Here is a 24,436-nt window from a genome sequence, read left to right on the forward strand (position 1 = left end):
ACCCGAGGAGCCACCCGATGACACGCTGGCGGCTCAGCTACGACGACTACGTTCCGGAGGCCGAAGGGCTGCGCGAGGCACTCTGCACACTGGGCAACGGATACTTCGCGACCCGGGCGGCGGCACCCGAGTCGCAGGCGGACGAGGTGCACAATCCCGGCACCTACCTCGCAGGATGCTACGACCGGCAGGAGTCGCACATCGCCGATCGCACGATCGACAACGACGACCTGGTCAACATCCCGAACTGGCTGCCGCTCACGTTCCGTGTCGAGGGCGGCGCCTGGCTCTCGCTCGACGAACTCCAGGCCGAAGGCCGCCTGCACTCCTACCGCCAGGAGCTGGACATGAGGCGAGGCGTGCTCACCCGCTTGTTCAGCTTCGCCGATCCCGACGGGCGGATCAGCCGGGTGAGCCAGCGGCGGATCGTCTCCATGGACGATCCGCACCTGGCAGCGCTGGAGACGACCCTGGTCGCCGAGAACTGGCACGGCCGGCTCGAAGTCCGCTCCGCCCTCGACTGCCGGGTCGCCAACACCGGGGTCGCCCGCTACCGCGACCTCAACGGACGGCATCTGGTGCCGGAGGTCGCGCAGAAGGGCGGGCCCGAGACGATATGGCTGCGCTGCCGTACGGCCTCGTCCGGAGTGACCATCGCGGTCGCCGCCCGCACCAGGACGACCTCGCCCGCCAAGCGCACGACACTCGCGGAGCCGGGCTGGGTCGCCCACGATCTGCTCATCGATGTCAGCGAGGGCGAGCCCGTCACCGTCGAAAAGGTCGTGTCGGTCTTTTCCTCCCGTGACCAGGGAATCGAGGAATGCTCCCAGGCCGCGCGGACACGGATCGAGCGCGCGGACGACTTCGACCGGCTGCTGGGGCGGCAGACGCTCGCCTGGGACCGCCTGTGGCATCGTTGCCAGATCGGCGTCGACCATGACGACGTTCAGCGTGTCCTCAATCTCCATATCTTCCACCTGTTGCAAACGGTCTCCGAGCACACCGTCGGACTCGACGCGGGTGTACCGGCCCGAGGCCTTCACGGCGAGGCCTACCGCGGGCACGTGTTCTGGGACGAGCTGTTCATCCTGCCCTTCCTGGCGATGCGCTTCCCCGAGATAGCCCGTGCCCTGCTCCTCTATCGATGGCGGCGGTTGCCCGAAGCGCGCTGGGCGGCTCGTCAGGCCGGCCATCGCGGCGCGATGTTCCCCTGGCAGAGCGCCGGCGACGGCCGTGAGGAGACACAACGGGTGCACCTCAACCCACGGTCGGGCCGATGGCTCCCCGACAACTCCCATCTCCAGCGCCACGTCGGCCTGGCCATCGCCTACAACGTCTGGCGTTTCTACGAGGCCACCGGAGATCTGGAGTTCCTGGCCGAGTACGGAGCGGAGATGCTGCTGGAGATCGCCCTGTACTTCGCCGACATCACGACCTACGACCGGACGCTCGACGCTTACGAGATCCGCGGCGTGATGGGCCCGGACGAGTATCACGACGGCTACCCCGACCGAGCCGAACCGGGGCTGGACAACAACGCGTACACCAACGTCATGACCGTCTGGGTCATGCAGCGTGCACTCGAAGTCCTGAGCCTGCTTCCCGCCGACCGCTCCGCTGAGCTGCGCGAGCACCTCGAAGTCGGGCGCGAGGAGGTCACGCGGTTCGAAGACGTGAGCCGCAAGATGCGGGTGCCGTTCCATGACGGGGTCATCTGCCAGTTCGAGGGCTACGAGCACCTCGACGAACTCGACTGGGAGGGTTACCGGCGCGGCTATGGCGACATCCGGCGGCTGGACCGGATCCTCGAGGCCGAAGGTGACACCGCCAACCGGTACAAGGCGTCCAAACAGGCGGACGTCCTGATGTTGTTCTACCTCCTGACGGCCGAAGAACTGACGAACGTCCTCGGCCCGCTCGGGCATCCCTGCGAGCCGGATTTCATGCGCCGGACCATCGACTACTACATGGCGAGAACCAGCCACGGTTCCACACTGAGCGAACTCGTGCACGCGTGGCTCCTGGCACGGACGGACGGCGAGGATTCATGGCGGCTGTTCCTGGACACCCTCCACAGCGACCTCGACGACACCCAGCACGGCACCACCGCCGAAGGCATCCATCTGGGCGCGATGGCGGGCACGGTCGACCTCGTCCAGCGCTGCTACGCGGGAGTCTCGACCCGCGCTGACACGCTCCTCATCAACCCCCGGCTGCCGGTCGGGATCGACGAGGTCAGGCTCGGCCTGCGCTACCGCGGACACTGGGGCATCGACATCTCCTGCCGTCGGGACAATCTCCGCATCACCCTCCGATCCGGGGTGGCCGAACCCATCGATGCCGCCCGCGATCGCCAGGTACGCGGCGTTCGGCTCGGCCCGGCGACGACTACCCCGCCGCGCACACCATCTCCGGCCTGGTGATCTACCGTTACGACTCACCGTTGTTCTTCGCCAACGCCCAGGACTTCCGGCAGCGTGCGCTCGCGAACCGTCGAGCAACAGGACGAGCCGGTCGAGTGGTTCGTGCTGAACGTCGACGTTCGGGACGAAGGTCCTGACTGACCGGCACTTCCGCCTCTGATCATCGTCTTCCCTCCCGGCTGGACTGAGGGGGCCGACCGCGAGGAGGACGGGGCATGGCCGCTGGTGCACCAGTGCGGAGCGCCGTGACGTCGTCCGCGAATCCGGAGGGCGGCACCCGGCGGCGTCGGCGTCCGGCCCGGGTCTGGTTCGGCCGCGTGCTGGCCCTGACCATCGTCGTACTGATCTTCGGTAAGGCGCTGCCGCATTTCGTCGACCTCCGCGAGGTGGCGACGATCCTGCGCGGCAGGGTCAGTCCCGCGGAACTGACCCTGCTCGGCCTGCTCACCGCCGCCTCGGTCCTCGTCTCGGCGCTCGGGCTGAGGGCCGCGCTGCCAGGCCTGGCGTTGGCGCCCGCCTGTGTGATCAACGTGGTGACGACCGCCGTCTCGTACGCCCTGCCAGGGGGTGGTGCCGCCGGAGCCGCACTCAACTTCACCATGTCCCGCGAGCTCGGCTTCGGCACCCGTGCGGTGAGCCTGCAGACGGTCGTGACCGGGGTCTGGAACATCGCGTCCCGGCTCACGCTCCCCTTGATGGCGCTGGGGATGCTCGGTGTCGTCTCCGAGGTGCCTCCCGGCGTGCGCGGAGCAGGCGTGGCGGGACTGCTGCTGGCCGTCCTGCTCCTGGCCCTCTTCGCGGCGTCGATCCGCTTCAGCCGGCCGCTCGAGGTGGCGATCACCATTGGGGACCGGCTGTCCGGCCCGATACTGCGCCGCTTCGGCCGCGAGCCGAAGGTGCACGACACCACGGTCGCCGCTTTCCAGGCCGACGCCCGCGGCCTCATCCACGCTCACTGGCCGGCGCTCACGGTCTCGGCTTTCGGGTACCACCTGATCCTCTTCGGCGTGCTGTACGGCTCTCTCCAGGCCGCGGGCGTGACCCGGGTCGGGGTACTGGAGGCGTTCGCCGTCTACGCGGTCGCCCGCCAGGTCACGGCGATCCCGCTGACGCCGGGAAGCGCGGGCGTCATCGAACTCGCCCTCATCGCCGGGCTGGACCTGACCGGTGCCGACCTTCCCGCGGCGACGGCGGGCGTCGTGCTGTTCCGGTTCTTCACGTTCCTGCTCTACCTGCCCGCCGGTGCCGGGCTCTGGGCCTGGTGGCGGTGGATCCGGCCCACGCCAAGGGTGGCGCGACACGCCAGCACGCCGGTGGTCCGGCACACCGGCGACCTGGTGCGAACGGCGGCCGGTGTCGCCGCCCTCGTCACGCTCGTGGCGATGTCCCAGGGCGTGGTGCGCGCCGACGCCGACTTCTTCCGGCTCGTGAACGACCTGCCGGACACGATCGAGGTGCCGGTCTGGATCGTCATGCAGGCGGGCTGGATCGGCATGGCGGCACTGGCCGGGCTGATCGCCCTGTCACTGCGGCGGGTCCACCTCGCCGTCGATCTGGTTCTCGCCGGATGGCTGGCCTGGTTCGCGGCCAAGGTCGTCAAGGATCTCGCCGGGCGGCCCCGCCCTGCTGCCCTTCTCGATCACGTTCATCTCCGAGCCGACGCCATCACCGGCGGCACCGGATTGCCCGCCGGGCACACGGCCGTCGCCGCGGCCCTCGTCACCGTCCTCGGCTCGGCCCTGCCGCGCCCCTACCGGCGCGTTCTGTGGACTCTGGTCGCCGCGGTCGGCCTGGCCCGCGTGTACGTGGGGGCGCACTTGCCCACCGACGTCCTCGCAGGTGCCGTTCTGGGCTGGGCACTGGCTTCAGCCGTTCTCTTCGCCCATGGTGCCGCACCCCGCCTCCCCCGCCCGGAGGCCGTACGGGCTCTTCTCCTGCGCCGCGGCCACACGGTGGAGGCGGTGGAACCAATGGCCGGAGATCTGCGCCGAGCCGTGCCGTTCGCCGCGACCACCTCGGACGGACGCCTGTTCGTCAAGGTGATCGGCCGCGATCAGCACGACACCGACCTGCTGCACCGGCTCGGCCGGCTCTGGCGACGGCGACCGGGCGATCCACCGTTCGTCACCGCCAAGCAACAGGTCGAGCACGAGGGCTACCTGCTGCTGCGCGCCGCACGGGCCGGCGCCCGGGTTCCGCGTGTCCGCTTCCTCGCCTCGGCGCCGGGCCAGGACTGGGCAATGGCCTCCGACCTGATCGGAGGACGGGTGCTGAGTGCGGTCGAAGCGATGGACGACGCTCAGGTCGACGACCTGTGGCGGCAACTGGCGATGCTCCGCTCGAGCCGTATCGCCCATCGGGACCTGCGCGCCGACAACATCATCCTCGATGCCGGCGGGGAGCCCTGGATCGTCGGCTGGGGCGCCGCCGAGGCCGACACCGTCACCTCCCTGCTCGACGAGGACGCGGCCGCCCTCGTGGAACTGACCACGATCAAGGTGGGCGAGGAGAGAGCGACGGCCGCGGCGGCCAGGGCGGCGGCCTCGTCACCGGCCCAGCCCATCGGATCGATGACGGTCCGGGAGCACGAGGTGGACCCGGCGCCGCTGCCCGTCTCGTTCTCGGCTCGCCATCCCGGCGACGTGGTCCGGCTGGTCGCGGGCTCGGCCCTCGGCCTGACCCTGGCGGTCTTCGCGGCCGGCGGCTTCCTGCTGACGGTGGAGGCCGACGCGTTCCGGCTCGTCAACGGCCTGCCCGGATGGCTGTTCTGGCCGGTGAACGTGATCATGCAGGCCGGTGCGCTCGGCGCGGTCGCGGTCACCGCCGTCGTCGCTCTCCTGTGCCGCCGGGTCCGCCTCGCGGTCGACCTGGCGCTCGGCGGAACGCTGGCGTACGTGCTGGCCAAGCTGGTCAAGAGCCTCGCCGATCGCGGCCGTCCCGGCGAGCTGCTGTCGGAGGTCGTGCTGCGGGGAGCGTCGGAGGGTGGGCTCGGCTTCGTCTCGGGCCACGCGGCGGTCGCCGCCGCCCTGGCCACCGTCGCCGCCGCCCATGTGCGCCGCCCGCTGCGGTGGGCGTTCTGGGCGATCGCCGTGGGGGTGGGCGTCGCCCGGCTCTACGTCGGCGCGCACTTCCCGCTCGATGTGATCGCCGGTGCCGCCCTCGGCTGGGCGGTGGGCGGTGCGGTCCATCTTCTCCGCGGCACGCCGACGCACCTGCCCGACTCGCGGCGGATCGCCGCCGCGCTCACCCGGTGCGGCATCGACGCCCCTCGGGTCCGTCTCCTCAAGAGCGACGCCAGGGGGTCGGTCCCCTTCACCGCGATCGGCGCGGGAGGCGAGCGGGTCTTCGTCAAAGCGCTCGGACGTGATCAGAGGGACGCCGACCTGCTGTTCAAGGCGGCGAGATTCCTGCTCTACCGGGAGACCGAGGACGAGACGCCGTTCCCGAGCCCCAAGCGTCAGGTCGAGCACGAGGCCTACCATCTCCTCCGTGCGGCGTCGGCCGGCGTTCGTGTACCGGAGCTCGTCGGCGTGGCGCCGGCCGGGCACGGTTCCTGGATCCTGGCGGAGGAGGCGGTCTCCGGGCCGGGCGACCTCTCCGGATCGCAGGCTCGTCTCCGGCTCGACGACGGCTGCCTGCGCGCCCTGTGGGAAGAGGTGTCCAGGCTCCACGCGGCGGGCATCGCACATCGCGACCTGCGGCTGGCCAACGTCCTGGTCGACACCGCCGGACGCCCGGTCCTGGTGGACTTCGGTTTCGCCGAGGACGCGGCGAGTCCCCGCAGGCTGGCGCAGGACGTGGCGCAGCTCCTGACGTCCACCGCGCTGGCGGTCGGCCCGCACCGCGCCGCCCGCACCGCGTCCGACGTCATCGGCCCGGCCTCCGTCGGCGCCGCGGCGCCCTACCTCCAGCCGCTGGCACTGTCAGCGGCGACCCGGACGGCCCTGCGCGAACACCCGGAGCTGCTCGCCGCGCTCCGCGAAGAGATCGCGCACATCGCCGGAACCCCCGATGACCCCCCGCCACTGTCGCGTATCCCGACGCGCCCATGGATGCTGGCACTGCTGGTCCTCGTGGGGTACGTGACCTACCACGCCCTCATCGGCATCCCACCGGTTCGCGGCCCCTTCGAGGTCTTCGGAGGCGTCGGCCTCCGATGGCTGGCCGTCGCCGCCCTGCTGGTGATCGTGTCGTACGTGGCCGGCGCACTGGCGCTGCTGGGGGCGACCACCGCGCGCCTCGCGCTCGGGCGCACCAGCCTGCATCAGGTCGCGGCCACCTTCGCCTCCCGCCAGCACCGGCCCGGCAGAGGATCGAGCCTGGTCCTCATCACCTATCTGCGGGCACACGGCGTCGGTTCGCAGGAGGCGGCGGGCGCCGTCGCCCTCACCCGTCTCACCGGAACGGTCGTCCACCTCGTCGCGCTGGCTCTCGCCCTCGTCGCGGCCGGCCTCCAGGGCCCGGTCGCCACCCAGGCACCGGCGTGGACCCCGCTGGTCCTCGTCTGGGCGTCCACGCTCGCCGCCCTGGGGGCGGGCTCCGCGTGGCACCGCAGAGCCGAGATCCTCGCGCCGATGCGGGCGGCCCTGCGGACACTGCCCGAGCTGCGGCACCGTCCCGGACGAGCCGCCATGCTCGTCGTCGGCAACGCGGGCGTGACGAGCTGCTCGGTCCTGGCGTTCCTTTCGGTGGCCTACACGTTCGGCACGCCGTCGTCACCCGCGGTGCTGGCCACGACCTACCTCCTCATCACGCCCTTGCGACTGCTCGGCCCGCTCGCCGGCGGCGTCGGGGTCGTCGAACCCGTCCTCGTGCTGGCGCTCGTGATGCTCGGGACGGGGCCGGCCGAGGCCGTCGTCACCGTCATCGCCTTCCGCCTGCTCAGCTACTGGCTGCCGATCCTTCCCGGCGCCCTCGCCCTGTACCACTTCCGCCGCGGCCGGCGGGGCCGGTCACGACGGCGGGACGAAGATGACGGGGGCGGCGCTGCGGCGGACGAGGATTCTGTCCTCAGCCCTGGTCGGCCGACGCGTAGTTGACGATCCGGGTGTCCGGGCCCGGGAAGATCAGCGACTGGCGTCCCGTGTCAGACCAGCGCACCAGATAGGGCGGAGCACCGTCGCGGCCCCGCACGCCGACGATCTCACCATCGCGCGCGGGATCGTGCAGTCCGGGCCGGGTGATGATGATCCGGTCTCCCACGTGTGCGTTCATGACGTCCCTCCTCAGGTTGCGCGAGCGACATGCACGATCGCGACCGGGCAAGGTGACTCGTGCAGGACCGACCTGGCCACGTCCCCCAGCAGCGTCTGCGGAGCCGACCCGACACCGTGGTCGCCCACGACGAGCAGGGTGGCTCCCGCCGACAGATCGACCAGCGCCAGCCGTGGGCGTTGCACCACGAACCTGGTCTCGACGAAGACGTCCTCGTACTCGCCGCGCGCCTTGGCGACCAGGTCCTCGAAACTCCTCTTGGCGTCCCGCTTGACCGACTCGGGATCGGTGAACGCGGCGTGCGCGGGTCCGGGCAGCGCCCCTGGGTCCCACCAGCTGCACACGGCCGTGACCGGAAGGTCGCGGAGCCGAGCCTCCGCCAGGGCGAACCGCAACGCGGCCTCGCTCGCCGGCGACCCGTCGACCCCGGCCACGATGCGCTCGCCCTCCCCTCCGCTGACGTGCCGCCCCGGGGGGACCACGATGACGGGACGATCAGTGTGCGAGGCGACCTGAAGCGCCGCGGAGCCGATTCTCAGATCGTCGAAGCCACCGCTCCCCCGCGTTCCCAGGATCACGAGTGAAGCCTCACGCGCCGCGGTGAGCAGCGCGACCGATGGAGTGCCGCGCACCAGCAACCTGCGCACGTCGAGATCCCCGGCGAGCATCTGCGCTTGGCGCACACCGTCGTCGGCGGCCAGCGCCCCCATCGCCCGCACGATCTCCAAGCCCTGCGAGTCCTGCGTCTGAAGCGGGTAGGGCCAGTACCAGGCGTGGCACACGACCAGCGGCACCGCCCTGAGCGTCGCCGCTTCGACCGCCCACTTCAGGGCTTGCTCGCCTGTGGGTGAGCCGTCGTAACCGACCAGCACGGGGCCCGGCTCGGTTCCGGTGGTCATGATGGTCTCCTTCGTTCGGGACGGGTCCGAGCGCTCGGGTACCGGCTTGCGCCACGGATCGGCCGCTTCGCCGACCAGCCGTCCGATTTCCTTTCCGGGGTTCAGGTCCGCTCGGCGTGGACGACGGCGACGCTGCACGGTGCGTGGTGAAGCAGCGCCGAGCTGGTCGCGCCGAGGAGGAGGGGGTCCACGCTGCCGGTTCCGCGGTCGCCGACCACGACCAGGTCAGCTCTGGCGGCCGCGGTCAGCAGGGCCGTCCGAGGACCTTCCATGACCAGTGATGTACGCGTCTGGACCTGGGGGTACTTGTCCCGCCAGGGGGCCACCGCACGTTGGAGCCTGCCACCGCAGGACCGGGCCAGCTCCTCCTCGTCGGCGAAGAGCGCCAGTTCGGATTCGGCGACGGCGCCGGGTTCCCAGCAGCCGTACACCGCTTCGAGGCTCCAGCGCCGCAGCGCGGCCTCCTCGAAGGCGAACGCCAGCGCGGCGTCGCCGCCACGCGAGCCGTCGACTCCGACGACGACGCGTTCGTGGGCGGCGGCGGCCTGGCGGACCACGACCACCGGACGGCGGGAACGCGCCGGCAGCTGCAGGGCGGTGGATCCGACCGGCAGTTCGTCCTGCTCGTGCGAGCCGATCACGACGAGTTCGGCCTCGGGTGACTCGTGCATGAGTGCGGCGTAGGCCGGTCCGTCCATGAGGCGCTTATGGATCTTCACGGAGTGCGCCAGGTGTGCGGCGCGGTCGGCGCCGCGGTCAAGAAGGTGGCGGCCCATCTTCTTGACGGTCTCCTCGATGTCGTAGTCGATGTGGCTGATCGGGTAGGGCCAGCGCCAGCAGTGGCAGACCACCAGATCGAGCCGCCGGAGCCGGGCCTCGTCGGCCGCCCATCGCAGCGCGCGATCACTCTCCGTCGTGCCGTCATAGCCGACCAGGACATTGGGATACGGGGCCATCGTCACTCCTTGGTCGTCATGCCGCCCGGGCATGGATCTCGATGTGCACGTCCAGTTGTGGGGGTCTGATGAGCGAGTTGTGGACGGTGCACTGCTCCATGGCGGCGCGCAGCCCGTCAAGCTCGACCACGGGCACTCCGGCGGGAGGTCGCGCGAGCAGGCCGACGCGGGCGACCCGATTGGGGCGAGCGGCGCTCATGGTGTATTCCGCAGTGACCTCAAGGCCCTCGGCCGGGAGACCGAGCCGTTCCAAGTGGCGGTGCCCGTAATGTGCCGCGCACGACGCCAGGCTGCCGACGAAGAGCTCCACCGGGGTGGGCCCCGCGTCCTGGCCACCGGCCGAGTAGGGCTGGTCGACATGGACGACGTGATCGCGGACAAGGATCGCGAACGAATCCGCTTGACGATGAATCACCTTGATCTCATTCATCGCACCCGCCTTCTTTCTCGTGGGGCGGCGTGGAGCCTCCGCCTTCAGCGTCGTCGGATCGGGCACCGGCCGTTAGGGGCGAACGTCCTCCCTGGCCCGGGCCTCCCGGCACGGTGCTGAACACTGCGAGGTTCCCGGCCGAGCGGCGGACACGGCGACGGGGCCGGAGGGGAATCCGGCCCCGCTCGCGATTCGTCGTGGCTACTTGATCCGTCGCGGTTACTTGAGGATCGGGAAGCGCTGGACGAGCTTGGTCTCGCCCCACCAGCGACCGAGGCCGATCGTGTCGCCGGCGCAGACCAGCGCAAGACCGATCAGGACGACGGCGTAGATGATGTGGTCGTCCATGAACGGGTTGTTCTCCGGGGGCAGCACCGCCGCCCACATCATCACCAGCAGCAGCGCACCCGAGGCGGCCGCGATCCGCATGCCGATCCCCAGCGCCAGCGCGAGCCCGATCCCGGCGAGACCGATCATGAAGAGCCAGTCCGCCCAGGCCATGCCGGCCATGTCCTTGTAGAGGGTCTCGAACGGGCCCGTCGGCGAGTTCTTCAGAAAGCCCTCGGTGGGGCTGCCGCCCTCGATCCAGGCCCGTGCGCTCGGGGTCGCGTAGCCCAGTCCGAAGGTCTTGTCGAGGAACGCCCACACGAACACCCACGCCAGCGACAGCCGGGCGACAGCCCACACGTACCGGGCCGCGACGGACTCGGTCAACGGAGCAGGGGTCAGGTGGGGTCGCGGCAGGTTCCGGTGCCTCTTGGTGACGGAACGGTCGGTCACACTCATCACGTCTCACCTCTCCGGTTTTCCGGATCTCGGTGATCCGGGCTCACGCCAACCATGTCCCGGGGACGCCCACGCCGATAGGAGCTTTGGTCTCCGCCGATCAAGGACCTACGTCCCACGTTCCATGCCTCTACCAGGGCCTATGGCCCCAGCGGGAGGTGACGTCCGCACCTGCTCCGGCTCGAGGCCCCCGCACCGCCCAGGCCTTCTCCAGGGACCTTCGCCCCTGCAACCGAGGGGCGCGCGGCCGCACAGTGAGATCAGGAGGTGAACCGATGAACAGCACCTGTCACGCGATCGCTCTCATGGGGCCCGGTGATCGCTGGGGCCACATGGGAGACGGCGGCTGGTCCGGCGGGATGTGGCTCGGCGGCGCGCTCATGGCGCTCCTGTGGGTGGCGGCGATCACTGTTCTGGTCCTGCTGGCGCTCCGCGTCTCGGCCGATCTCCGTACCGCCGCCCACCCGAAGGACCGGGCCGGAACCGAGAACGCTCAACGCATCCTCGCCGAACGCTACGCACACGGAGAGATCGACACCCAGGAGTACGAGGAACGACTGGCCAAGCTGCGATGAAGGGCGATGCCGCAGGGACGGCCCCGGCGCCCATCCCGGAGCCGCCCCCTGCCCTCGCCGCTCATGAACGCACCGCCGCCCAGGTCACCGCCGACCTGGGCGGCGATGTCGTGAAAGGGCTCAGCGTGCACGAGGCCGCGGCCCGCCTGGAGCGGTTCGGCCCCAATACCCTCCCCGCCGCCCGGCGCACAGGACCGTTCCGGCGGTTCTTGCTCCAGTTCCACAGCCCGCTCATCTACGTGCTGCTGGTGTCAGCGGCCATCACCGCGGCGATCGGTGACCACGTGGACGCCGTGGTCATCCTGGGCGTCGTGGTCGCGAACGCCATCGTGGGCTTCGTCCAGGAGGCACGCGCCGAGAACGCCCTGGCGGCACTGATGGCGATGACGCACGTCAGCGCCACGGTGATCCGGGACGGCACGCCTCGGACCGTCCCCTCCACGGACCTGGTCCTCGGAGACCTGGTGACCGTGGAGGCCGGCGGGAAGGTGCCTGCGGATCTGCGCGTGGTCCAAGCCGACGATCTGGAGATCGACGAGTCGGCCCTGACCGGCGAATCGCTGCCGGTCAGGAAGAACTCCGCGGTGACCACGCGCGATACCGTGCTCGCCGATCGGCGCGACATGGCCTACTCCGGAACGCTGGTCTCCCGTGGAAGCGGCGCGGGGATCGTGACCGCCACCGGCGCGGCGACGGAACTCGGGCTGATCCATCACCTCGTCGGCGAGGCCACCGCGGTCCAGACGCCCCTCACCCGGAAGATCGCCCGCTTCAGCGAGCTCGTCACGGTGGCGATCCTGGGGCTCGCCGTCCTGACCTTCCTTATCGGCCTGCTGCGCGGCGAACCCGCCGCCGACATGCTCACCGCAGCCGTGGCGCTCGCGGTCGGGGCCATCCCGGAAGGGTTGCCGGCCGTCGTCACCGTCACCCTGGCGTTCGGCGTCGCCCGGATGGTTCACCGGAACGCGATCATCCGACGGCTGCCCGCCGTCGAAACCCTCGGCAGCACGACCGTGATCTGCTCTGACAAGACCGGCACTCTCACCGAGAACCGGATGACGGTGACGGCCGTCGCGGCCGGGGGCAGGCTCTACGAAGTGACGGGCACCGGGTACGCCCCGGACGGCGGCCTCCGGCACGAGGGGCGCCCGGCCGAGCTCGCCGGGCATCCGGCCTTGCTCGAATGCCTGACCGCGGGGATGGCGTGCAACGACGCGCACATCCTCCCGAACGACGAGGGCGGCTGGGAGCTGGTGGGCGACCCCACGGAGGGGGCGCTGATGGCGAGCGCCGGCAAAGCCGGCCTCACGTCAGTCCCGGCCCGTGTCGACACGATGCCGTTCTCCTCGGAACTGCAGTACATGGCCACCCTCCATGACGACGGTGTCGTCTATGTGAAGGGGTCCGCCGAGCGAGTGCTCGAGCTCTGCGACGAGCAGCTCGACGGCTCCGGACGGCCGGTTCCCTTGGCCTTGCCCGCGGTCACCGAGCTCGCCGAAGCCTTCGGGCGCCAAGGCCTGCGAGTCCTCGCGTTCGCCCGCGCGGAGGCACCCGGAAGACGGCTCACCGGCATGCCGCGCCTGACCTTCCTGGGACTTCAGGCGATGCACGACCCTCCCAGGGCGGCCGCGGCGGCAGCCGTGCGCTCCTGCCGGAACGCCGGGATCCAGGTCAAGATGATCACTGGCGACCACGCCGGGACCGCCGCCGCCATCGGGGCTCGGATCGGCCTGGAGGGCGAGGTCATGACCGGCTCGTCCCTGGCTGCCTGTCCTGACGACCGGCTCCCGGAGGCCGCCGAACGTACCGCCGTCTTCGCCCGCGTCTCGCCCGAGCAGAAGCTCCGGCTCGTCCGGGCCCTGCAGAGCCGGGGCCACGTCATCGCCATGACCGGCGACGGCGTCAACGACGCGCCCGCGCTCAAGCAGGCAGACATCGGCGTGGCCATGGGACGCGCCGGAACCGAGGTCGCCAAGGAGTCCGCCGACATGGTGCTCACCGACGACGACTTCGCCTCGATCGAGGCCGCGGTCGAAGAAGGGCGCGGCGTCTTCGACAACCTGGTGAAGTTCATCGTCTGGGCGCTGCCGGCCAACATCGGCCTCGGCCTCGTCCTGGTGGCGGCCATCGTCATCGGCGGAGAACTGCCCATCCTGCCCGTCCAGGTCCTCTGGCTGAACATGACCGCGATCCTCGTGCTCGGCCTGCCGTTCGCCCTCGAACCGCACGACGACGACATCATGCGCCGGCCACCGCGCGACCCTGCGCTCCCGCTCATCACCCGCCCTCTGGTGGCGCGCATCTCGATCGTCTCCGGAGTTCTGCTCGCCGGTGCCTTCGGCCTGTTCCACTGGGAGCAGGACCAGGGCGCGTCTCTGCCAGAAGCCCGCACGGTCGTGGTCAACGTCTTCGCGATGACCCTCCTGACCTACCTGTTCAACTGCCTGTCGATGAACCGGCCCATAGTGTGGGGGGGCATCCGCCGCAATCCCTGGGTGGGCGCCGGCGTGGCGTCGCTCGTCGCCGTCCAACTCCTCTACACCTACCTGCCGGTGATGAACGACCTGTTCGAGTCCGCCCCCATCGGCCCGGGCGAGTGGTCGCACGTCGCCGTCGTGGCCCTCATCAGCTACGCCATGATCGAACTGACCAAACGTCTGAGCCCGGTCAGCACCTGAAAGCGCTCGGTGCGCACCCTCCAGGTCGGGATGCCTCACGACGAGCTCCTCGGACGTCGTGAGCACCCCCGGTCCCGAGATCCGTCAGGCTTCGGGATGGTCCGGTTCAGCGCAGCCGGCGCAGGTACGGGTCCCAGCGGCGCTGGGGTGCGAGGCGGATGCGGGCGTCGACCGCGACGACCCCGTCCGGCCGGACGATCGTCGGGTTGAGGTCGAGCTCGGCGATCTCGGGGTGGTGGTCGGCCAGCAGCGACAGTCTCAGCAGGAGGTCGCGCAACGCCGCGAGGTCGCCCGCCGGGCGGCCCGGGTGGCCTCGCAGCAACGGCGCGACGCGCACCTGCTCGATGAGCTCCTCGACGTCCGTGCCCGTCAGTGGTGCGAGCCGTGCGGCGCGGTCGCCGAACGCGTCGGTGTCGACTCCGCCGGTGCCGAACACGACGACCGGTCCGAAGACCTCGTCCTGGACGGCTCCGCAGAGGACCTCCACGCCCTCCGCGGCCATCGACTGGACGAGCACGCCCTCCATGGAATCGCCGAAACGATCTTTCAGCCACCCGTACGCGGCCCGCACGTCCCGGGCGCCGCGCACGTCGAGCTGGAGTGCGCCTTCGGCGGTCTTGTGGACGACGCCGGGGACACACGCCTTCAGAGCGACCCGATCACCCAGCTCGGCGGTGGCGATCACGGCCTCGTCCACCGACTCGGCCCACCGCCAGGGCACCATGGGTAGACCGTAGGCCTCCAGCAGCCGCTGGGTCTCCCGTGGCGGGAGCCAGCCACCGTCGGGGCACGACCTCAGATGGCCTTCGATGATCGAACGCACCGCCGCGGTTCCCAGGTCTCTCGGCTCCGGAGCGGCACCGGGCGGGCGGGAACGCCACCGCGCGTACGACCATGTCCGTGCGAGGGCTCGGGCGGCGTTCTCGGGGAACGCGTACGAGGGCACACCGTGATCGGTGACCTCCGCCGCCTCGGCCTGGCCCAGAAGGACCCTCGCGACCGGCTTCACGGCCCGCACCGCCGTGGAGGCGAGCTCTCCGAGGGCGGTCGGCGCCACGACGACAAGGGCGGCGTCGACCGTATCGTCGTCGAGCACCAGCCGTATCGTCTCGTCGAAGGTGTCCGCGCCGACCGCCGCGGTGGTGTCCACGGGGTTGGAGACGGCCGCGCAATCGGGCAGCAGAGCCGCCAGGGCGCGCTGGGTGGCCTCGGAGACGGGCGGCACCACGAGCCCGGCGTCCACGCAGGCGTCGGCGGCCAGCACCCCGGCTCCTCCCGCATTCGAGATGATCGCCACGCGCGGCCCCGCGGGAAGCGGCTGCGTGCCCAGCAGCGCGGCCACGTCGATCAACTCGCCCAGTCCGTCGGTGGCCACGATGCCCGCCTGGGTGAAGAGCGCCTGCCTGACGACCTCCGAGGTGAGCGCGGCGGCCGTATGCGAGGCGGCCGCACGGCGGCCCGGCTCCGAGCGGCCGGCGATCACGGTCAGCAGCGGGATCTCGCGGCCGACCCGCCGTGCCGTCCGTGCGAACTTGCGTGGATTGCCGAACGACTCGACGTGCACGATTCCGAGACTGGTGCCGGTGTCCGACTCCCACCACATGAGCAGGTCATTGGCGCTGACGTCGTACTTGTCCCCCACCGAGGCGAACGACGACACCCCAAGCCCCAGCCGGGACAGATGATCCAGCAGCGCGATCCCGACTCCACCCGACTGGACGACCAGGCCGGTGCCGCCCTTGCGCGGCCTGCCCCTGGCGAACGTCGCGTCCAGGTCGGCCCCGGTGTTGGCGACGCCAAGGCAGTTGGGCCCGACGAGCCGCATCCCCGCCCGATGGCAGGTCGCCAGCAGGGCACGGCCCTGCTCGGCGTCCAGCCCCGAACTGATCACGACGACGGAGCGCACCCCGACGCCAGCGCACTGAGCCGCGACCTCGGGCACGGAGCCGGCCGGAACGGCGACCACGGCGAGGTCGGGCACCTCCGGCACCCCGGCGACCGTCGCGTAACAGGGCGCTCCGCGCAGGTCGCCGCCGGCGGCATGGGGGTTCACGGCGTAGACCGCGCCCTGGAACCCCCCGTCCCGCAGGCTGCGCAGGACGGCACCGCCCGGCGAGTCGCCCCGGCGCCCCGCGCCGATCACGACCACGGACCCGGGGCACAGCAGCGGCCGGAGACTGGCGACGTCGGCGAGCCGTTCCCGTTCGGCGACGGTGTCCAGATACCGATCATCCATCGCCAGCGGCATCATCACCTCGACCACGCCTTCGACCAGCCGCCGCATCGCGGGCATCCCGGCATCCGCGAAGACGCCGAGCATCGCGGCGTTCTGCGCGAGCGTGTCCCCCCGGAACGCCCGGACCCCCCGGGCCCGCGCCAGAGACGCGAGATGCTCCAGAAGCAGAGTGCCGACCCCACGGTGATGCATATGGTCGGCGACCGCCATGGCCACCTCGGCGAGGCCGTCAGACCCGAGGGACTCGTACTCGGCGATCCCGATGAGGCCGCCCCGGAACCAGGCCCCGAACGCGGCGTGATCGGGCCCGGGCTCGCGGCACACCCGCTCGGCCACCTGATCGGCCATGCGCCGGTTCAACGCGAAGAACCGCAGATACAGACTCTCCTCCGACAGGCCTCGGTGCAGCGCGACGACCACTTCCCGGTCACCTGCCGCCAATGGCCTGATCTCGACCTGAGCGCCGTCGGTGAGCAGGGCGAACACCGGTTTCGCTGATGCGAGCTGTGTCATGCCATCAGACTCGACCGAACACCATCTCCGGGCACCGGCCAGAGGTCATCACCCGACGGGGACCTTCGGCCTGTGTCCCTCCGTGGCAGGAGGCATGCGGTGCGATGATGACCCGGCGCCCGCGGGCAGAGCGAGTGAACCTCGCGGCCGAGGGCAGCAGGTGCGACAAGCCGGCCCGTGTCGAGGACGGAGTCTCACTCCCTCTCGAGAGACTCGCTGCGGCGTAGTCTCCCTTTCAGCGGTCGACGGCTTCCAGCTCCTTGGCGATTCCCAGTGCCCAGTCGCGGATCTGCCGCCGGTCGCGGTAGTCGCCGCCGCTCGACTTCGCAAGGCTGGAGACCATGAAGCCCTTCGCGTCGGGCTCCAGGCGCCCGCCGAAGGTGGCGTGGTCCCGAACGCCGACCCGTTGGATGATCTTGTGGACCGAACGGGTCGGCTGGATTCCCTCCTCGGCGCTGCGGTCGAGCGGGCCGCTGCTGAACGCCCACACGGGCAGGTGCGACAGCTTGCCGGCATTGCTCCGGGCGAAGCGGCGAGCATCGCGATGCCAGCGACCGGCGTAGAGCGCTCCCCCTATGACGACGCCGTCGTACGCGGTGACGTCGACGCTCGCGGCGGCGGGCATGACGTCGACATCCAGGTCGGCGACCTCACGCAGGTCCGCACCGACCCATTCGGCGATCTCGGCCGTCCCACCGAGCTTGGATCCGTGGACGACAAGCACCTTGGTCATGACGGTTCCTCCTGCTCAGACTCGGTAGTGCAACTTCAGGCTGCCCCCGGCTACGGCTTGGGGGCAGAGGCATAGGTCCGCCCGGCCAGGTGACCTTCGGTCTTCAAACGGCCGAGCACTTCGCTCGACGCGTACTCGGCGCTCGCCCAGGAACATGTGCTCGGTACGGCACAGTCCGATCCCCTGGGCACTGAAGCGGCGCGGGCCCCGACGCCGCAGACCCGCCAAACTCACCACGTGAGATGACGCCTTAAGGCGCGGCCGGTGGTGGCGGTCAGGACCGGCTGTGGGTCAGGGGGCGCTGCATTTGGTGTATCTGTCCACCATCGTGTCCGTGGGGCGGAAGGTGGTCATGAAGTCCGGATCCTGGCTCACGAGGAACTTCAGGTGCGTCTGGAAATCGCTGCGCCATTCGTCGCGCAGAAAGTCCTTGACCAGTCGCGCGACCCGTGTGCAGTCGGGTGATTTCAGGCGGATGCCGACGCTGGAGTACGTGCGCGAGCCCAGATCGGGGATCCGGACCACTGTCAGATCCGGGTCCGTCGCGGCCATGCGCGAGACGATGGTCAGGCCCGAATAGTAGGCGAACGCCTTTCCTTTCTGCACTTCGGTTACGCAGGCCTCGTCATTGCGCGCGGTGTGGCTGCGGACCAGCGTGTCGAGCGACTGGATGCTGTTGGCCACGGTGCAGACGCCACGGCCGCTCTGCGGGAGGTCGGTGCGGCTGGAGAGGTTGGCGGAGTTCTCCTTGCGGACCAGCACGGCGCTCTCGGAGACCAGGTACGTCCCGGTGAAGTCCACCCGGCGTGCGCGGGCCGGCGTGTACACGTAGGAGGCGATGACCAGGTCCACCGACCCGTCTTCGAGGTACTTCTCCCGGACGCTCGGGGTCACCACGATGGGGCGGTAGTCGATGCCGAGCCGACGGGTGATGTAGTCGGCGAGCGCCTTGTCGAACGCCGTGTACGGCGCGGCGCCGGAGGCGCCGGCGTGCACGTCCAGATCCTGGCCGATGAAGATCAGCTTTCGGCCCCCGAAGGGCGCGGTAGAAGGCGACGACGGGCGGCCGGACGGTGACGAGGTCGGGGCGGGCATCGGGGCACTGCAGCCGGTCAGGGCGAGGACCAGGGCCGACACGAGGGCGCCTCGACGGCGCAGGGGGTTCATCGCCTCACTTCGCCTCGGCGAAGGGGACCGACAGGTCCATGACGCAGCGCGGATCGTCCTCGTTCGCGAGCCTGACGTCGAGCCGAGCCTCCCGCCGACGCTGGCCGAGGTCGATCTGGAACTTCTGGCCGTCGGCCACGGCCTGCTGGACGACCAGGATGTTGCCGCTCTGGATGAGCCGCACCCGCAGGCTCGACTGCCTGGCCACCCCGCACGAGCTGGTCGCCGCGTTGTGGTCCTCAAGCCGCAACTGCAGTTTCAGGCGCCGGCGAGGCTCCCGCAGGCGGACCGTCAGCCCGGTCGTGGAACCCACCACCATGGCCTGCGCGGACTTGTCCAGCTCGACACCGCCCAGGACGTTGATGGCTCGCCGGGACTGCCGGTAGTCCAGCACGGCCTGGATGCCAAAGATGGGCAGGAACGTGGCGAAGAAGGCTGCGAACGCCGCGAGTGCCGTCCTGTGCAGGGGCAGTGACGTTTGGAGCAACGCCGTCACCATCGTGATCGCCACAGCGAAGACCGCCACCTGGCTGGTCGCTTCAGTGCCCCGCGCGATCTGCGACGCGGCGAACCCGAAGGCCAGGGCGAGCAGGCCAAAGGCCCCCCACCACGCCGCCCGGTCCGAGCGCTCCCCCGACGATGTCACATCCTCCGAGCCGCTGGAACCTTCTGGGAGATTCTCCTCGGAGGATTCAGGCATGGCGCAAATCATGCCGGACTTCGATCCGTTCCGTGGGCAGAAGTCCCAGATGTGAGCCGACGTCATTTCGAGAGTTGATCGCGCCGCCAAGAGATCATGAGCAAAGACCATGACCGCAAATTCGGCTCGCCCATAAGCCCTTCCCTAAAGATCTCGATCTGGTCCTGAGTTCCACGACCCCGACCTTGGGTCCCGGTCGACTTCGCCGTCCGAAACATCGGACGGCCAGGACTGGACGCGAGGTGTCCGGTCGAGGTCGCTCTGTTGCCACGAGGCCGTGTGGTGTTGATGATCCTTCAGAGGTTTCCGGCAACTCCGATAGGTGGGAACGGTAATGCTGATCACCCTTCCGCGGTGCGAGCGATTGGTCGGGATCGGATTGGCGTCGGCGCTGCTGGCGGTGGGTGTCGTGGCGGGTGCGCGGCAGGCCGCCGCCGAGCCGACGTTCGCCGCCAAGGTCGACTTCGGTGATCAGGCCACGGCGCCCGTGGCCGGTTACGTCACCGACTACGGGCAGGCGTACGGGGCGCGCACCGGGCCGAACCAGGGCAGCGGCCTCACCTACGGTTGGGTGACGGCCGGGAGCACGACGCCGGTGAGCCTGGTGGGCAATGGCCGCAACCGGAACCCGGCGGCGGGCGAACCCGACCAGCGGCTTGCCACCCTCATGCACATGCAGTTGCCCGCGACTTCGCCGGGCGTGCACGTCACCGGCAGCTGGGAGATCGCCGTTCCGAACGGGACCTACACCGTCACCGTCGCGGTCGGCGACGCCAGCTCCATAGACAGCGTCCACTCGGTCCAGGTGGAGGATCAGAACGCCGTCGCGGCCTTCTCGCCGGCGTCGGCCAGCAAGTACGCGACCGCCACGGTCACCCCGACGGTGAGCGACGGCCGGCTGACGGTCAGCGCGGCGGGCGGCGCGAACACCAAGCTCACCCATCTGACGATCGCGCCGCTCAGCGGCGCGGACACCCGACCCCAGATCCGGGCGGTCACCCCGGCGAACACCGCGGTCGGCGTGCCCCCGACGACCAGCGTCGTGGCCGATCTGCGGCTGATCGCGGGCGGCGTCAACGCCTCGACGCTGGCCGGCGGCGTCACCCTCGCACCGGCGGCGGGCGGGAGCCCGGTACCGGCCCACGTCATCACCAGCGGAGGCGGCGACGTCATCAACCTGTCGCCGACATCGCCACTCGCTCCGAACACGCGCTACCGCTTCACCGTGACCAGCGCGGTCAAGGACGTGAACGGCACGGCGTTCGTGCCGTGGAGCTCGGTCTTCATCACCGGCGGCACGGCTCCGCCGGGACAGATCGCCTTCGACAAGGCCGACAGCGGCGCCTCGGGCAGGACGTTCACCTCCGTGGTGAAGGGGCCTGACGGGAAGCTGTACGCCGCCACCTTGGACGGCTACATCGAGCGCTACACCATCGCCTCCGGCGGCACCCTCACCGGACGTCAGACGATCACCACCGTGCGGGACAACGCGACCGCGCAGGGCCTGCCCGGAGCGCCGAACCGCACCGTCATCGGGCTGGCCTTCGACCCGGCGTCGACGGCGACCAACCTGATCCTCTGGATCTCCTCCAACACGATGTACCGCGGGGAGAACCCGCCGAGCCAGCCCGACTGGTCCAGCAGGATAGCCAGGCTCAGCGGCGCGAACCTCGCGACCTACACCGAGGTCATCGCCGGCCTGCCCCGGTCGGTGAAGGACCACGAGACCAACTCGCTGGCGTTCGGCCCGGACGGCGCCCTCTACTTCACGCAAGGCGCGAACAACGCCATGGGGGCGCCGGACACGACCTGGGGCAACCGGCCCGAGCACCTCCTCAGTGCGGCCGTCCTGCGGCTCGACCCCTCCAAACTGCCCGCCGCCCTCCCGCTCGACGTGCGGACCGAAGCGCCCGGCACCTACACCCCGTTCGCCGCGGCCGCGCCGCTCACGCTCTACGCCACCGGCGTCCGCAACGCCTTCGACCTGGTGTGGCACAGCAACGGCCACCTGTACGTGCCGACCAACGGCTCGGCCGCCGGCGGCAACGCCCCCGCGACGCCCAGCCCGCTGCCCGCCGCGTGCTCCAACCGCATCGACAGGGCGGCCAACGGCGCCTACACCGGCCCTTCGGTACCGGCCATCACCAGCAACGCCCAGGCCGAGACCGACTACGTCTTCGACGTCAAGAAGAACCGCTACTACGGCCACCCGAACCCGACCCGCTGCGAATGGACCCTCGCCGGAGCCAACCCGACCAGCGGCGCCGATCCCTTCCAGATGACCGCCTACCCCGCGGGCACCCAACCCGACCGCAACCTCGACCTCGCCGGCATCTACGACGCCGGCCTGCACGCCTCGGCGAACGGCACCGTCGAGTACCGCGGCAGCGCCTTCGGCGGCGCCCTGAACGGCAAGCTGCTGGTCGTTCGCTACAGCAACGGCCAGGACATCGAGACCTTCGACGTCTCCCCCACCGGGGCCCTGTCGAACCGGACGACCGGCATCACCGGCCTCACCGGCTTCCAGCAGCCCCTGGACGTCACCGAGGACACCTCCACCGGCTACCTCTACATCACCGAGATGGGCGCCTCGAAGATCACCCTCCTCAAACCTCGAACCCCCTGATCCGCCGGGCGGACGCCGGCACCCGCGTCAGCCAGGCGCTGCTCCTTGTACTGACTCCCCTCAACTGCCGGAACGGCACCGAATTCGCCGATGGACACCCGCGGGAGGAGACGGCAAAGGCAGCCTCAAATAAAGGTTGGCCCTGACGCTCCATCAAGCACGAACCGCGGCAGGAGCGTGCACCTTGCGTCAGGGGCCGAATGTAGCGCCTGTGCCGAATCTCCAGGGTGCCCGGGCACATCAGACGTCATGAAACCCGGAGCAGCTCACCTGGCTGATCGCTCGACGCCGGGCGCGTTAATGTGCGTGTTCAAACCGCTTCACGATCAGGCCGAGAGTGAAAATCACTACCCCGTGGTGGTTCTCTCTCATGACATATGTCTGCAGGATCGGCAGTCCAACGGGGGTCGGCGTGTGAGGATTCGGCCGTTCGCCGTCTCCAACGCGCCTGTAGCGCCACCAGCACCGCCCGCCGCATCTCGGCTGTGACGCGCTCGTGGGGCCTGTCCACCCGGTCCCAGGCACCCGGCCGCTGAGAGATCAGCTCCGACCAACGAACTCCCGTAGAGGCATCCAGAAGCTTGTCACCCCCTACCGGCGTCCCGTGGTCACGCCGTCCCAGCATGCGGCGGCCTCGGTGTACTCGGTGTACTCGCGGTAGCCGTTGGCGGCACGCGCCGGGACCAGCAGGCCCTGCTCCTCGTAGTAGCGCAGCGCCCGCACGCTCACACCGGTGCGCCGCGCCAGCTCACCGATCCGCATGATCGGGATTTTAGTCGCTTGACCCTCACGCTGACGTGAGGCTCTACGTTTCCCGAGACCCGCGGCCGGCGACGCGCGGCCGAACTGGGTGGAGACCGCGGACATCGCCAGGGTCGCGGCCACCGTGCTGCGCGATCCGGGGCCGCATGACGGGCGGGCCTACGACCTGGCCGCCGAGGCCGCGTCGCTGATCCAAATCACCGAGATGCTGGCCAAGGTGACCGGACGGCCATGGCGGTACGAGCCGGCCGAACCGCAGAAGTTCTACGACGACATGGTCGCGGCAGGCGCCGACCCCGTCTACATGGCATGCGTCCGCAACGTCTTCGAGCGCATGCGTGACGGCTCCCTGAAAGAGCCGGACGGCATCTTTGACACGATCGAGTCGGTGACAGGCCACCCGGCGGTGACCTTGCCGCAATTCCTGGAAAGGAACCGCCACCTGTTCACGAGCTGATTCTCTCTGGAGTTCGGCGGCGGTCTCCCGCAGCATCCCGCAGTCCGCGCGCAACCGCCGGTTGTACGCCAGCCGCGCATCGAAGTCGGCCTGGCTGGTCAAGACCGGCGGCGGTTTCTGGGCCGGCGGCTCTCCCGAGCCCAGCACCGGGTGACTGCGACCGATACCGCGAGCGTCGTAGCCCACGATGTCGAACCGACGGTTGAGGCTCGTGATGAACCTGCCCCGGTTGGACAGTACGCGGTCGACACCGGAGTCGCCCGGGCCGCCCGGGACGTCCACCAACGAGCCGATACGGGCCGCAGGCTCGGTGGCCGGCAGCCGCACCAGGGCGAGATCCAGCCTCGCTCCGCGCGGACGAGCCCAGTCCACCGGCACCGACAGTGTGCCGCATCGCGCGATCGGATCCCCGTCGCACGGAGCCCACTCGACGGACGGGGTGGCGCCGGCCGGCGCCTGCCATGGCATCAGGCCCGCACGACAGGCTGGCCTCGCGGCTGCCCACGGCACGTCGGCCGATTGCCGCAAATCGGACGAGACATCCGTCCTACGACAGCCGAACGCCTGGCACGGGGCGCACTGGCCGCCAAATAGGGCGGCTTGCCCCATTAAGTCCGGAACCTGCTGTCGGTCCGGCTCGTTGGACCGCACGCGGGGCAGCCGCCCATGGGTCTGAGAACGCTTGAGGGATGAAGATGGCGATCACGCTCAGCAAGGATGACGGCGCAGCCGACCTGAACGGCATCACTCATCTCGTCGTGGGAGTCGCCTGGGACCCCTCCGCCGGCTCCAGCGGTGGAGTCCTCGGCATGGCCCGGCGGAAGAAGGGGGTGGACCTCGACCTGGTCGCCGTCTTGGTGCAGGGATCCGATCCGGTCAGATTCGCCGGCCTGGACTCGCTGGACCCGCTCGGCAACGGCTCGGTCAAGCATTCCGGAGACGAGCAGACCGGCGCCGCCGAGGGCGACGACGAGACCGTCCGGGTCACCTTCGCCGACGTCCCGGCCGCGATCACCTCCATCGTCTTCATCGCCGCGGCCTTCAAACGAGGCAGCTCGTTCGACAAGGCCAACAACGTCTCGTTCAAGGTCTACGACGCCACCGGCGGATCCAGTGAGCAGGTCGCCGACATCTGGCCGTCACTGCTCGGCAAGGACAACGCCAACGCCATCTGCCGTGCCTTCCGCAACGGCCCCGAATGGCAGCTCGAGGTCCTGAACCGCCAGGGAAAGATCAAGCAGGGCGACCGGCAGGCGCTGATCAAATTCGCGATGCAGTAGC

Annotated in this window: 16 protein-coding genes and 1 pseudogene; 7 read left to right on the forward strand and 10 right to left on the reverse strand. The window is 70.1% G+C overall.

The genetic code is table 11. The annotated features are described in order from the left end of the window. Positions 1-17 precede the first annotated feature (17 nt). Complete coding sequence (locus ABZ810_RS14285) at positions 18-2,423, forward strand: glycosyl hydrolase family 65 protein (RefSeq protein WP_358403063.1); 2,406 nt, start codon at positions 18-20, stop codon at positions 2,421-2,423. A gap of 245 nt (positions 2,424-2,668) precedes the next feature. Further along, complete coding sequence (locus ABZ810_RS14290) at positions 2,669-7,462, forward strand: phosphatase PAP2 family protein (RefSeq protein ID WP_358403065.1); 4,794 nt, start codon at positions 2,669-2,671, stop codon at positions 7,460-7,462. On the opposite strand, the gene ABZ810_RS14295 is transcribed toward ABZ810_RS14290, so the two are convergent. The 5 genes from ABZ810_RS14295 to ABZ810_RS14315 form a co-directional block, all read right to left on the reverse strand. After that, positions 7,434-7,637 (reverse strand): DUF1918 domain-containing protein, encoded by a 204-nt coding sequence (locus ABZ810_RS14295; RefSeq protein WP_358403067.1) that lies wholly within the window; start codon positions 7,635-7,637, stop codon positions 7,434-7,436. The two genes, ABZ810_RS14290 and ABZ810_RS14295, sit on opposite strands and share 29 nt — an antisense overlap. A gap of 11 nt (positions 7,638-7,648) precedes the next feature. Next, on the reverse strand, positions 7,649-8,536 hold the full coding sequence (locus ABZ810_RS14300; RefSeq protein WP_358403068.1) for a universal stress protein: 888 nt from the start codon (positions 8,534-8,536) through the stop codon (positions 7,649-7,651). A 101-nt stretch (positions 8,537-8,637) separates the two neighbouring features. Continuing rightward, positions 8,638-9,492: a universal stress protein gene (locus ABZ810_RS14305; RefSeq protein WP_358403070.1), complete on the reverse strand. Its 855-nt coding sequence runs from the start codon at positions 9,490-9,492 to the stop codon at positions 8,638-8,640. Between the two features lie 16 nt (positions 9,493-9,508). Then, on the reverse strand, positions 9,509-9,922 hold the full coding sequence (locus ABZ810_RS14310) for an OsmC family protein (RefSeq protein WP_358403072.1): 414 nt from the start codon (positions 9,920-9,922) through the stop codon (positions 9,509-9,511). A gap of 219 nt (positions 9,923-10,141) precedes the next feature. Continuing rightward, positions 10,142-10,636, reverse strand: coding sequence for a hypothetical protein (locus ABZ810_RS14315; RefSeq protein ID WP_358403073.1), 495 nt, complete (start codon positions 10,634-10,636; stop codon positions 10,142-10,144). Between the two features lie 347 nt (positions 10,637-10,983). Here ABZ810_RS14315 and ABZ810_RS14320 point away from each other — a divergent pair, with 347 nt between their 5' ends. Further along, a complete protein-coding gene (locus tag ABZ810_RS14320) occupies positions 10,984-11,283 on the forward strand; it encodes an SHOCT domain-containing protein (RefSeq protein WP_358403074.1) in 300 nt (99 codons plus the stop codon). Further along, on the forward strand, positions 11,280-13,961 hold the full coding sequence (locus tag ABZ810_RS14325; RefSeq protein ID WP_358403076.1) for an HAD-IC family P-type ATPase: 2,682 nt from the start codon (positions 11,280-11,282) through the stop codon (positions 13,959-13,961). Before ABZ810_RS14320 ends, ABZ810_RS14325 begins: the two co-directional genes overlap by 4 nt. A gap of 106 nt (positions 13,962-14,067) precedes the next feature. Here ABZ810_RS14325 and ABZ810_RS14330 read toward each other — a convergent pair whose 3' ends face one another. The 4 genes from ABZ810_RS14330 to ABZ810_RS14345 form a co-directional block, all read right to left on the reverse strand. Next, the gene (locus tag ABZ810_RS14330) at positions 14,068-16,710 is read right to left on the reverse strand and encodes a GNAT family N-acetyltransferase (RefSeq protein WP_358403077.1); all 2,643 of its coding nucleotides are present in this window, start codon (positions 16,708-16,710) and stop codon (positions 14,068-14,070) included. 235 nt (positions 16,711-16,945) lie between these two features. Next, positions 16,946-17,443: a flavodoxin domain-containing protein gene (locus tag ABZ810_RS14335; protein ID WP_358403078.1), complete on the reverse strand. Its 498-nt coding sequence runs from the start codon at positions 17,441-17,443 to the stop codon at positions 16,946-16,948. A gap of 291 nt (positions 17,444-17,734) precedes the next feature. Continuing rightward, positions 17,735-18,610, reverse strand: a complete 876-nt coding sequence (locus tag ABZ810_RS14340; protein WP_358403080.1) for a transporter substrate-binding domain-containing protein — start codon at positions 18,608-18,610, stop codon at positions 17,735-17,737. Positions 18,611-18,614: 4 nt separating this feature from the next. Beyond that, on the reverse strand, positions 18,615-19,310 hold the full coding sequence (locus ABZ810_RS14345; RefSeq protein WP_358403082.1) for a hypothetical protein: 696 nt from the start codon (positions 19,308-19,310) through the stop codon (positions 18,615-18,617). A gap of 334 nt (positions 19,311-19,644) precedes the next feature. On the opposite strand from ABZ810_RS14345, the gene ABZ810_RS14350 reads away from it, so the two are divergent. After that, a complete protein-coding gene (locus tag ABZ810_RS14350; protein WP_358403083.1) occupies positions 19,645-21,936 on the forward strand; it encodes an Ig-like domain-containing protein in 2,292 nt (763 codons plus the stop codon). A 642-nt stretch (positions 21,937-22,578) separates the two neighbouring features. Here the strand turns inward: ABZ810_RS14350 and ABZ810_RS14355 are convergent. Then, positions 22,579-22,698 (reverse strand): annotated as a pseudogene (locus tag ABZ810_RS14355) (MerR family DNA-binding transcriptional regulator); the annotation flags it as partial. Between the two features lie 88 nt (positions 22,699-22,786). Here ABZ810_RS14355 and ABZ810_RS14360 point away from each other — a divergent pair. Both ABZ810_RS14360 and ABZ810_RS14365 read left to right on the forward strand, forming a co-directional pair. After that, on the forward strand, positions 22,787-23,155 hold the full coding sequence (locus ABZ810_RS14360) for a hypothetical protein (protein ID WP_358403085.1): 369 nt from the start codon (positions 22,787-22,789) through the stop codon (positions 23,153-23,155). 689 nt (positions 23,156-23,844) lie between these two features. Beyond that, positions 23,845-24,435: a TerD family protein gene (locus ABZ810_RS14365; protein ID WP_358403086.1), complete on the forward strand. Its 591-nt coding sequence runs from the start codon at positions 23,845-23,847 to the stop codon at positions 24,433-24,435. Position 24,436 lies beyond the last annotated feature (1 nt).

It is taken from the genome of Spirillospora sp. NPDC047279 (assembly GCF_040643285.1).
In the GTDB taxonomy this organism is placed as follows: domain Bacteria; phylum Actinomycetota; class Actinomycetes; order Streptosporangiales; family Streptosporangiaceae; genus Spirillospora.

What these genes read in the sequence shown, in the direction of transcription:
- ABZ810_RS14285 (WP_358403063.1), top strand. Translation starts at nt 18, where the DNA reads ATGACACGCTGGCGGCTCAGCTACGACGACTACGTTCCGGAGGCCGAA.
- ABZ810_RS14295 (WP_358403067.1), bottom strand. Translation starts at nt 7,637, where the DNA reads ATGAACGCACACGTGGGAGACCGGATCATCATCACCCGGCCCGGACTG.
- ABZ810_RS14300 (WP_358403068.1), bottom strand. Translation starts at nt 8,536, where the DNA reads ATGACCACCGGAACCGAGCCGGGCCCCGTGCTGGTCGGTTACGACGGC.
- ABZ810_RS14305 (WP_358403070.1), bottom strand. Translation starts at nt 9,492, where the DNA reads ATGGCCCCGTATCCCAATGTCCTGGTCGGCTATGACGGCACGACGGAG.
- ABZ810_RS14310 (WP_358403072.1), bottom strand. Translation starts at nt 9,922, where the DNA reads ATGAATGAGATCAAGGTGATTCATCGTCAAGCGGATTCGTTCGCGATC.
- ABZ810_RS14320 (WP_358403074.1), top strand. Translation starts at nt 10,984, where the DNA reads ATGAACAGCACCTGTCACGCGATCGCTCTCATGGGGCCCGGTGATCGC.
- ABZ810_RS14325 (WP_358403076.1), top strand. Translation starts at nt 11,280, where the DNA reads ATGAAGGGCGATGCCGCAGGGACGGCCCCGGCGCCCATCCCGGAGCCG.
- ABZ810_RS14330 (WP_358403077.1), bottom strand. Translation starts at nt 16,710, where the DNA reads ATGACACAGCTCGCATCAGCGAAACCGGTGTTCGCCCTGCTCACCGAC.
- ABZ810_RS14335 (WP_358403078.1), bottom strand. Translation starts at nt 17,443, where the DNA reads ATGACCAAGGTGCTTGTCGTCCACGGATCCAAGCTCGGTGGGACGGCC.
- ABZ810_RS14340 (WP_358403080.1), bottom strand. Translation starts at nt 18,610, where the DNA reads ATGAACCCCCTGCGCCGTCGAGGCGCCCTCGTGTCGGCCCTGGTCCTC.
- ABZ810_RS14345 (WP_358403082.1), bottom strand. Translation starts at nt 19,310, where the DNA reads ATGCCTGAATCCTCCGAGGAGAATCTCCCAGAAGGTTCCAGCGGCTCG.
- ABZ810_RS14350 (WP_358403083.1), top strand. Translation starts at nt 19,645, where the DNA reads ATGCTGATCACCCTTCCGCGGTGCGAGCGATTGGTCGGGATCGGATTG.
- ABZ810_RS14365 (WP_358403086.1), top strand. Translation starts at nt 23,845, where the DNA reads ATGAAGATGGCGATCACGCTCAGCAAGGATGACGGCGCAGCCGACCTG.